Origin of the sequence: Streptomyces sp. NPDC051207, assembly GCF_040682395.1 — a bacterium.
Taxonomy (GTDB): Bacteria; Actinomycetota; Actinomycetes; order Streptomycetales; family Streptomycetaceae; genus Streptomyces.
The window spans coordinates 1-10,468 of record NZ_JBFBAX010000061.1; the positions used below are offsets into that span (position 1 = coordinate 1).

At 72.8% G+C, this 10,468-nt stretch carries 7 protein-coding genes; 1 reads left to right on the forward strand and 6 read right to left on the reverse strand.

What is annotated here, in order from left to right:
- Window positions 1-252: 252 nt before the first annotated feature.
- The 6 genes from AB0M97_RS30360 to AB0M97_RS30385 all read right to left on the reverse strand — a co-directional run bounded on the left by AB0M97_RS30360 (window position 253) and on the right by AB0M97_RS30385 (window position 7,671).
- Window positions 253-1,230, reverse strand: coding sequence for a hydroxyacid dehydrogenase (locus AB0M97_RS30360; RefSeq protein WP_365964190.1), 978 nt, complete (start codon window positions 1,228-1,230; stop codon window positions 253-255).
- Window positions 1,231-1,265: 35 nt separating this feature from the next.
- Window positions 1,266-2,036 carry a carbohydrate ABC transporter permease gene (locus tag AB0M97_RS30365; RefSeq protein WP_365964196.1) on the reverse strand — a complete coding sequence of 257 codons (771 nt, stop codon included), beginning with the start codon at window positions 2,034-2,036 and terminating at the stop codon, window positions 1,266-1,268.
- Window positions 2,037-2,197: 161 nt separating this feature from the next.
- Window positions 2,198-3,097, reverse strand: coding sequence for a sugar ABC transporter permease (locus AB0M97_RS30370; RefSeq protein WP_365964191.1), 900 nt, complete (start codon window positions 3,095-3,097; stop codon window positions 2,198-2,200).
- Window positions 3,098-3,247: 150 nt separating this feature from the next.
- Entirely contained in the window at window positions 3,248-4,573 is a 1,326-nt protein-coding gene (locus tag AB0M97_RS30375) for an extracellular solute-binding protein (RefSeq protein WP_365964192.1), read from the reverse strand.
- A gap of 196 nt (window positions 4,574-4,769) precedes the next feature.
- Window positions 4,770-6,560, reverse strand: coding sequence for a beta-galactosidase family protein (locus tag AB0M97_RS30380; RefSeq protein WP_365964193.1), 1,791 nt, complete (start codon window positions 6,558-6,560; stop codon window positions 4,770-4,772).
- Window positions 6,561-6,612: 52 nt separating this feature from the next.
- Window positions 6,613-7,671, reverse strand: a complete 1,059-nt coding sequence (locus AB0M97_RS30385) for a substrate-binding domain-containing protein (RefSeq protein ID WP_365964194.1) — start codon at window positions 7,669-7,671, stop codon at window positions 6,613-6,615.
- 201 nt (window positions 7,672-7,872) lie between these two features.
- Here AB0M97_RS30385 and AB0M97_RS30390 point away from each other — a divergent pair, with 201 nt between their 5' ends.
- Window positions 7,873-10,335, forward strand: a complete 2,463-nt coding sequence (locus AB0M97_RS30390) for a polysaccharide lyase 8 family protein (protein WP_365964195.1) — start codon at window positions 7,873-7,875, stop codon at window positions 10,333-10,335.
- Window positions 10,336-10,468 lie beyond the last annotated feature (133 nt).

Here is a 10,468-nt window from a genome sequence, read left to right on the forward strand (position 1 = left end):
CCGTCCGGCCGTCTGCGGCCCCGCCCGGACCGGCCCCGCCCGGACCGGGGCAGCAGAGGCCGCACGAAGGCCCACTCGCTGTCGGACAGTTCACGGCGACGTATCACCCGACCATGATCCCCGAGCGAGTGCGGAACACGGCCCTTAATGGGCAGGTTCATGCCCATGAGAGGGCTGTGCCGCACCGGTGCGTCAGCCGAAAGATTGAGGGGTCCACAGGAATTGCACAAGAGTCCTCGCGCAAGCGGCCTCTCAGGCCGAGCGGTCCAGTGTCCGGCGGCGCACCGGGTCGGCGAACGGCAGGCCGCGGCCGTACCGCTCCAGTTCGTCGAGCGCCGCGTGGGTCATCCGGCTCAGCTCGTTGCCCAGCGAACCGGCGACGTGCGGGGTGAGCAGGACGTTCGGCAGGTCGTACAGCGGCGAGGAGGCGGGCAGCACCTCCGGGTCGGTGACGTCCAGGACGGCGTGCAGGCGGCCCGTGACCAGCTCCGCGGTCAGCGCCTCGGTGTCGACGAGGGAGCCCCGCGCGGTGTTGACCAGCGTGGCGCCGTCGCGCAGCAGCGCCAGCCGCGCCCGGTCGAACATGTGCCGGGTGCCCGGCAGTTCGGGCGCGTGGATCGTCACCACGTCGCTCGACGCGACGAGGGTGTCCAGGTCCACGGTGCGTACGCCGAGGGCCGCGGCGTCGTCACCGGTGACGTACGGGTCGTACAGCAGCACCGTCAGGTCGTAGGGGCGCAGCAGCTCGATCACCCGCCGTCCGATGCGGGAGGCGCCCACCACGCCGACGGTGCGGCGGAAGTTCCCGCCGCCGATCACATCGAGGGGGCTGACCCAGGCGCGCTTCTCGCCGTACACGCGGGCCGCGCGCAGCACGCCCTTGCCGGAGAAGAGGACCGCGGCGACGGTGTACTCGGCCACCGGCACGGCGTTGGCCCCGGCCGCCGAGGCGACCGCGACGCCCCGCTCCCAGCAGGCGTCGGTGATGTGGTGCTTCACGGAACCGGCCGCGTGGACGACGGCCCGCACCCGGGGCATCCGGGCCAGCACCTCCGCGGTCAGCGGCGAGCAGCCCCAGCCGGTGAACAGGACCTCCGCCTCGCGCAGCGCCACGGCGTGCCCGGGGTCGGTGAAGTCCCGCACCACCACCGCCGGATCGGTGTCGGCCAGCGCGGTGAGCCGCTCCAGGGTCTCCGCGTCGAACAGCGCCTCGCGGACCGGCGGGTCCATCGCGAGGACGGTCCGGGGACGGTGAGGGGGACGGGTCACTTGACGGCTCCCGCGGTCAGGCCGGAGCGCCAGTGGCGCTGGAGCGCCAGGAAGGCGACGGCGAGGGGAAGGACGGACACCAGCGAGCCGGTCACGACGAACGCGTAGTAGTGCGGCTCCTGGGGGAGCACCGCGTTCCAGTTGAACAGGCCGAGGCCCACCGGGTAGAGCGAGGAGTCGTTGAGCATCACCAGCGGCAGGAAGAAGCTGTTCCAGCTCGCGGTGAAGGAGAACAGGAAGATCGTGACGAAGGCCGGGGACAGCATCGGCAGCGCCACCGAGCGGAAGATCCGCAGCTCGCTCGCCCCGTCGAGGCGCGCGGCCTCCAGGGTCTCGGCGGGGACGTACCCCTCGGAGAAGACCCGGGCCAGGTAGACGCCGAAGGGGTTGACCAGGGAGGGGATGAGCACCGACCAGTACGTGTTGGCCAGGCCGATGTCGGAGGCCATCAGGTACATGGGCAGCGAGACGACGGTGTGCGGCACGAGGATGCCCAGCAGCACCAGCCCGTAGAGCTTCTCCTTGCCGGGGAAGGGGTACTTGTCGAAGGCGTAGCCCGCGAGCAGCGCCAGGAGCGTCGAGCCGACCGAGCCGACGACCGAGTAGAGCAGGCTGTTGGCCAGCCAGCGGCCGAAGACGCTGCCTTGGTACGTGAACATGTCGGCGAGGTTGGTGAAGAGGCTGAAGTCGCCGAGCGCGAAGCCGGGGCGGCCGAAGAGGTCGCCGTTGTTCTTGGTGGCGTTGACCAGCAGCCAGGTCAGGGGCATCAGGGTGTAGACGGCGACCAGGGCGAGCAGGGTGTTGACGGTGACCCGCGAGGCGCGGGAGGAAGCGGTGCCCGGTCCCCGGCCCTGTGACGGGGGTGCGGGGCGTGGCGGCGGTCCGGCCGGGGCGGCGGCGGGGGCCGGTGCGATGTCGAGGGTCACGGTCACGCGTCCTTCCAGCGGTTGCCGAACTTGGTGATCACGAAGGACAGCGCGGCGCCGAGGAGCGCCAGCAGGAGCGAGGCCGCCGCCGCGAGGCCGTAGTCGCTGCGGCTGACGGCCGCCTGGTAGATGAACATCACCGGGCTCCACTCGGTGGAGATGGCGCTGGTCCTGCTGCGCAGCACCTCGGGCTCGTTGAACAGCTGGATGGCGCCGACCGCGGTGAACAGCATCGTGAGGACCACGGCGGAGCGGATCATCGGCAGCTTCACGGACCAGGCCGTACGCAGGTGGCCCGCGCCGTCCACCAGGGCCGCCTCCAGGGTCTCGCGGGGCACGGCCTGGAGCGCGGCGTAGAAGATCACCATGTTGTAGCCGGTCCACTGCCAGGCCGTGGCGTTGGCGAGCGAGAAGATCACCGCGTTGGGGCCGAGCAGGTCGGCGTCCGCGCCGAAGACCTCCAGGAAGTCGATGACCGGGCTGAGGCCGGGGGTGTAGAGGAAGCCCCAGATGATGGCGGCGATCAGGCCCGGCACGGCGTGCGGCAGGAAGTAGGCGAGCCGGAAGAACGCCTTGGCGCGGGCCAGCGCGGAGTCGACCAGCAGGGCCAGTGCCAGGGCGCCGCCCACCATCACCGGGATGTAGACCAGGCAGTACAGCGCGATGTGCAGGAAGCCGCGGCGGAACGCCGGGGAGTCCAGGGCGCGCAGGTAGTTGTCGGCGCCGACGAACAGGGTCTCGGTACCGCCGAAGCCGAGTCCGGAGGCGGCCTGTTCACGGAACAGGCTCATCCAAACCGCGTAGCAGATGGGGGCGGCGAGGGTGGCGAGGAAGAGGACGAGGAACGGCGCGATGAAGAGGGCCGGCGTGCTGCGCTGCCCGCGGACGAGCCGGGATGCCATCGGCGGTGACTCCATGACGTAGAAGGGCCGGGCGGGGTGCCGGGAGGTGGCGGGGTGCCAGGGACCTCCCCGGCCGCCCGGGGAGGTAACACGCCCGCGCCCGGGGCGGAACGGGGGGCGCGTCCGCGCGTCGGCGGGCGCGCCGCCGGGTCACTCGGCGAGCTTGAGGCCCCGGTCGGTGATCCCCTTCTCGGCCGCGGTCTGCGCCGCCTGGAAGGCGGGCCAGAACTCGCCGGTCCTCATGGCCTTGCCCAGGTCGTTCTGGAGGGACAGCGAGGTGGAGTTGTGCACCGGGCTCCAGGTCCAGCCCTCGGTGATGGTGGGCACCTGCTCGGAGGCCACCGCGTAGAGGTCCTGGCCGCCGAAGTACTCGGTGTCGAAGGTCTCCTTCGCGGCGGCGCGCAGCGATTCGTCGGCGGGCAGCGCGCTGGAGGTGCCGGCGGCGAGGCGTGCCTTCACCGCGGCGGCGTCGGTGGTCGCCCAGAGCGCGAACTCGGCCGCCGCCTTGGCCTTCTCGGTGTCCTTGGTGAGGGCGAACGAGGTGCCGCCGACCGCGCCGGTGGCGGGGGTGCCCCAGTGCGGCAGCGGGGCTTGGGCCCACTTGCCCGCCTGCTTGGGGTACGTCGTCTTCAGGGAGCCCGCGCTCCAGGAGGCGCCGATCAGGGCGATCGCCTTCGCGTCGGTGACGGCCTTGGTGGCCTCCGGGCTCCAGCCCTTGTGGTTGAGGACCAGGTCGTTCGTGACGAGGTCCTTCCAGTAGTCGGCGACCTTGCGGGTGGACGTGTCGGCGATGTTCACCTTCCAGGCGTCGCCCTCGGTGCCGTACCAGTGGGCGCCGGCCTGCTGGGCGAGGCCCGCCCAGGTGGCGACGTCGTCGCCCCAGAAGTCGAGGATGCGGGCCTTGCCCTTGGAGGCGGTCTTCACCTTCTCGGCCGCGGTCCGGAACTCGTCCCAGGTCCGCGGGACCTCGATGCCGTACTCCTCGAAGAGGTCGGTGCGGTAGTACAGGGACTGCGGGCCCACGTCGTAGGGCGCCCCCCAGGTCTTGCCGCCGAGGGTCACCAGGCTGCGCACGGACTCGGGGGTCTTCTTCACGGCCGCGCCCAGCTCGGCGGACGAGTCGCGCAGCAGGCCCTGGGTGACCAGGTCGGGGATGGCCTGGTACTCGACGTTGACGACGTCGGGCGCGTTGCCCGCCTTGACGGCCTTGGCGAGCTTGTCGTAGCCGCCGTTGAGACCGGCGGGGATCTCCGAGTGGACGACCTTGATGTTCTCGTGCGTGCGGTTGAACTCCTCGGTCATCTCCTTGGTGCCCGGCTGCCAGGACCAGTAGGTGATCTCGACGGGCTCGGCGGCGGTGCCGGTGCCCGTGTCCGCCGTGCCGGTCCCGGAGCCGCCGCACGCGGTGGCGAGGAGGGCCAGGGAGGCCGTGGCGGCGGCGAGGGCGACGGCGGACGTGCGGGAGGTGGGCTTCATGTGCGCGTGCTCCTACGGGCGGGGCCTTCCAGAGGCCGTGAGGTTGACGCACATCTTTCGGTCACAAACGATCGCAGTCAAGAGCGAATGAACAAACGATCGTCAATGAGTGATATCGATCCGGAAACGACGCGTCCGTGCGCGGCACGGCGGCCACCTCCGGATACGGCAGTCGCCTCGCCCCGTCCCGCCCCGGTCAGCCGAGGTCGGCGGCCCCCCGCAGCTCCACGAACGGCCGCCCGCCGTCGGCGTCACCGTCGCCGTCGCGCACCCCGTCCAGTTCCAGGACGACGATCTCGTTGCGCCCGGCGCGCAGCAGCGGCCACGGCAGGTACAGGGTCCGCTGCGGGCCCCGCTCCTCCCAGTACCGCCCCAGGCAGAAGCCGTTGACCCAGACGTAGCCCTTGCGCAGCCCGGGCAGGGCGAGGTACCCGTCGGCCGGTTCGGCGACCTCCAGGAAACCGCGGTGGAACACCGGCCCGGGCCCCGCGGTCGCCGTCCCCCACGGCAGCCCGTCGGGCGTGCCGTGTCCCAGCTCCACCGCCCGGGCCGTCCAGCCGTGCAGCGTCTGGCGGGTGTGCAGGACGCGCCGCACGCCCTTGCGGTCGCCGATCCCGGTTCCGTAGTTGATCCGGCCCATCGACTCGACGAGCAGTTCCAGGCGCGCTGACGGGCCGGGCACGGCGACGGCGTCCAGGGTCTCGGCGCGGTCCCGTTCCAGTACGCCGACGGGCTCGCCGTCGAGGAGGACGTGCGCGCGGTCGGCGAGCCCCCGCACGCTCAGCGGGTGCGGGCCGCGCGGGCCGGGGATCCGCGTCCCGTACAGCACCAGCCCGTGCCCGATGCCCAGTTCCTCGAAGGACGGCGGCATCGGGGCCGTCACCTCCTCGCCCGCCAGCGTGTCCAGGACGTCGAGGAGCCGTACCGACCCGGTCAGCTCCAGCCGGGACGGCGGCAGCAGCGGGGCGGGCGGCGGCGGCTCGGGCAGCGGCCCGTCGGCGTACCGCCGCAGCACCTCGCGGAAGGCGCGGAACTTCTCCGTCACACCGCCGCGTTCGTCGATCGGGGCGTCGTAGTCGTACGAGGTCACCGTCGGCAGATAGCCCTCCCCGGTGACGTGGTCGTCCGTGTTGGCCCCGGCCCAGGTGGAGAAGTTCGTCCCGCCGTGCGCCATGTAGATGTTGACCGAGGCCCCGGCCGCCAGGCTCTCTTCGAGTGTCGCCGCCGCGTCCCCGGGGTCGCGCACGACGTGTTCCGTGCCCCAGTGGTCGAACCAGCCGCACCAGAACTCCATGCACATGGGCGGGTCGCCGGGCCGCAGCCGCGCCAGGTCCGCGAACGCCTCCCGCGCGCGGCTGCCGAAGTTCACGGTCGCCAGGTGGCCGGGGAGCGTGCCGCCGGTCAGGAAGAAGTCGTCGGGGCCGTCCGAGGTGAACAGCGGCACGTCGATGCCGCGCGCCCGCAGCCCGGCGGCCAGGTGCTCCAGATGGCCGGTGTCGGTGCCGTAGGAGCCGTACTCGTTCTCCACCTGCACCATCAGCACGTTGCCGCCGCGGGTGACCTGGTGCGCGGCGATCACCGGGACCAGACGGTCGAACCAGCGGTCCACGTGGCGTTCGTACGCCGCGTCCCGGCAGCGCAGCGCCCGCACCTCGGGGTCGGCGAGCAGCCACCACGGCAGGCCGCCGTTCTCCCACTCGGCGCAGATGTACGGGGAGGGCCGGACGATCGCGTGCAGCCCGGCCTCACGGGTGGCGCGCAGGAAGCGGTCGAGGTCCGCGAGGCCGGTGAAGTCGTAGTGGCCCGGGCGTGGCTCGTGCAGGTTCCACGGGACGTACGTCTCCACGGTGTCGAGCCCCATGGCGCGCAGCATCCGCAGCCGGTGCGGCCACTGCTCGGGCAGGACGCGGAAGTAGTGCAGGGCACCGGAGAGCAGGCGCAGGGGACGGCCGTCGAGGGAGAACCCCTCGGGGGATACGCGGAACATTTGAGGGGTCTCCGTCGGTACGGGTGCGGCGCGCACCGCAGGTCAGGTCAGGTCAGGAGCTGGACGCGCGCACGTGCAGCTCCGGCAGGATCGCCAGGCGGTGGCGGGCCCGGCCGGGGTCGGTGATCCGTTCCGCCAGCAGGCCGACCGCGGCGGCGCCGACGGCGTGCTTGGGCGGGGCGACCGCGGTGAGGGGGATGTCGGCGAGCGAGGCGACCTCGTCGTCGTACGCCACGAGCGCGAGGTCGCCGGGGACGTCGATGCCGTGCGTCCGCAGCCGCTGGAGCAGCACGAGCGCGTCGTGGTCGTTGTGGACGAGCGCGGCGTCCAGCCGGCCGTCGGCCACGGCGTCGGTGAACTCGCCCAGCACACGCTCCCGTCCGGCGGCGTCACCGGCCGGCGGGGGCAGCCGCAGCGGCGACGGCTCCGGCTCTCGCAGCCCGGCCGCCGCCAGGCCGCCGCGGTAGCCCTCCAGCACCGGCGCGCCGTGCGGGCTGTCGTCGCGCAGCAGCAGCGCGATGCGCCGGTGCCCGGCCTCGGCCAGGTGGCGTACGGCGAGCCGGGCGCCGTACACATGGTCGGTGACCACGTGCTCGGCGCCGGGCAGTTCGTCCCCGGGGCGGCGCTCGACCAGGACGTACGGCACGCCGAGCGCGGTGAGCCAGGACTCGCCGGCCCCGCCGCACGGGGTGATCAGCAGGCCGTCGATGCCGTCGGCGAGCATCCGCCGGGCCTGCTCCCGCTCCTGGCCGTGGTCGTACTGGGAGATGCCGAGGACGAGCCGGACGCCCCGCTCGGCTGCGGCCTCCCGGGCGCCCTTGATCACTTCCGGGTAGTAGTAGTCGGCGGCCGGCACGATCAGCCCGACGACCAGCTCACGGGCGGGGGTCCGGGCGGCCGGGGCGCCGTCCGGCACCGCCGCCGTGGGGCCGTCCGGCAGGAGCGCCCCGCCGTGCACCCGGGTGACCAGCCCCCGCTCGGCGAGGGCCTCCACGTCCCGGCGGATCGTGACCGGGGAGACCTGCAACTCCTCGGCGAACTCCGTGACCCGCAGGGAGCCGTGCTCCCGGAGCCTGCGCAGGATCGCCTGGTGCCTCTCTTCGGCATGCATGTGTCCCGGTCTCCCTCTGCCTCGTCCGAACGGACGTCTCACCGCCCGGCGATCGTATATGAACGTTTCTGTGCGAACAATCAGTTCCGTAGGGCTGTGCGTGATTCATTGCCGGTCTCTGCACGCTCGTGTTAGAAACCGCTCGCCCCTCGTGGTTCCCGGGTGCGACGACGCGCCCCCTCCTCCGGAGGTTCCTTCCGCATGCCCTCCGCGACACCCGCGGCCCACCCGGCCGCTCCCCTCCCCCTCCTCTCCCGCAGGGCCCTGCTGCGCGCCGCCGCGGCCCTGGCCGGCGCCGCCTCGGCGGTCGCGTCCACCGCCTCCCCCGCCCGCGCCGCCGACGCCCACGACACCCTCCGGCTGCGCTGGCGCGACCTGCTGCTGGGCACCGGCTTCACGCCCACCGCCGAGCCGTACGCCGGCCGGCTCGCCGCCCTCGGCGCCACCGCCCGCGACCTGCGCGCCACCATGACACGCGCGGACGGCTCCCTCTGGCCCGACCTGCCCTACGCCGACCCCGAACCGGACACCGACGCCGAGTCCTACACCTACTCCGGCAACCTCGGCACCAGCTTCAACCGGCTGCGCACCCTCGCCGAGGCCCACGCCCAGCCCGGCACCGGCCTCACCGGCGACCCCGGCCTGCGCGCCGACATCCTCGCCGGCCTCGACCACCTCCACGACCAGGCGTACCACGCGGGCCGGACCCGCTACGGCAACTGGTACAACTGGCAGATCGGCATCCCGCAGGCGCTGCTCGACATCGACGTCCTGCTGTACGACCACCTCGGCGCCGGCCGAGTCGGCGAACACTGCGCCGCCGTCGACCACTTCGTCCCCGACAGCGCGGTCGCCTCCTACACCGGCACCTCCACCGGCGCCAACCGCGTCGACCTGTGCCGCGTCCTCGCCCTGCGCGGCGTCCTCGGCAAGAACCCCGCCAAGCTCACCCTGGCCCGCGACGCGCTCTCCCCCGTCTTCCCGTACGTCACCCAGGGCGACGGCCTCCACCCCGACGGCAGCTTCCTCCAGCACACCCACGTTCCCTACGCCGGGTCGTACGGGGCGGTCATGCTCGGCGGGCTCTCCCTGCTCTTCGCCCTGCTGAAGGGCTCCGCCTGGGAGGTCACCGACACCCGTCGGCAGATCGTCCTCGACTCGGTCGAGAAGGCGTACGCGCCCTTCCTCTTCAACGGCCTGGCGATGGACGGCGTCTCGGGGCGCGCGATCAGCCGCGGGGTGCAGAAGTCCGACACCCGCCGGATCCACCAGGACGACCACCTGCGCGGCCACGGCATCATCGCCTGCGTCGCACTGCTCGCACAGAGCGCCTCGGCCGCCGAGAAGGCACGCTGGGACGCCATGGTCAAGGGATGGATCGCCCGCGACTACTACCGCCCGGTCCTCTCCAGCCCTTCGCTCGGCGTCGCCCAGCTCGCCCGGCTGAAGGCCGTCGCCGACAGCGCCGCACCGGCGAGCCCCGAGCCGTCCGGGCACCGCCTCTTCCCCGGCATGGACCGGGCCGTGCACCGCCGCCCCGGCTGGGCCGCCGCCGTCTCCATGGCCTCGCACCGCATCACGCACTACGAGAACGGCAACGGCGAGAACCTGCGCGGCTGGCACACCGGTTCAGGAATGCTCTACTGGTGGGGCGACGACTTCGCCAACGGCCAGTACAGCGACGACTTCTGGCCGACCGTCGACCCGTACCGGCTGCCCGGCACCACCGCCTCCCGCAAGCGCCTCGCGGACGGAGAGGGCGGCACCTGGGGCGCGCCCCGCCCCGACGTCCGCTGGGTGGGCGGCGCGACCGACGGGACGTACGCCGCCGTCGGCCAGTACCTCAAGGGTCTGTCGTCCACGCTCCTCGCCAAGAAATCGTGGTTCTTCCTCGACGACGCGGTGGTCTGCCTCGGCGCGGGCATCCACGGCCGGGACGGCACGGGCGTCGAGTCGGTCGTCGACAACCGCAACCTGGGCGCCGCCGGCGTCCACGGCTTCACCGTCGACGGCTCGGCGCAGTCCGCGACCCCCGGCTGGAGCGCCATCCTCACCGACGCGCGCTGGGCCCACCTCGCCGGACACGCCGGGTACGTCTTCCCCGGCGGGGCGACGGTGAAGGCACTGCGCGAGGCCCGTACCGGCGCCTGGTCGGACATCAACAAGGGCGCCGTCACCGACCCGGTCACCCGCCGCTACCTGACCCTGTGGTTCGACCACGGCACGGACCCGACCTGGGCGACGTACGCGTACGTCCTGATGCCGGGCGCGACCGCGGAACGGACGGCCGCCCGCGCCGCCGACACCGGCTGGCTCACCGTGCTCGCCAACAGCAACGACCAGCAGGGGGTGCGCGTCCCCTCGCTGGGCTTCACCGGCGTCAACTTCTGGTTCGGCGGAACCGTGGGCGACCTCACCGCGAACGCCCCCGCCTCCGTCATGATCCGCCAGAGCGGGACAACGGCCACGGTGTGCGTCTCCGGCCCACTGCGCGACGGCACGGCCATCGACCTCACCTGGAACCGCGCCGTGACATCGGTGACCTCCGCCGACCCGTCCGTCCAGGTACAGGGCACCGGCAACGCCCTGCGCCTGCGCGTCACACCGGGCACCCTGGGAGCCGTACACCGGGCGGAGGTCCAGCTCGCCCAGGGCGTGTCCTAGGCTCTGTCGTCAAATGATCTTCGCTCGGGGATCGTGGTCGGGTGATACGTCGCCATGACCCGTCCGACAGCGAGTGGGCCTTCCTGCAGCCGCTGCTGCCCCGGTCCGGGCGGGGCAGCAGACGGCCGGACGA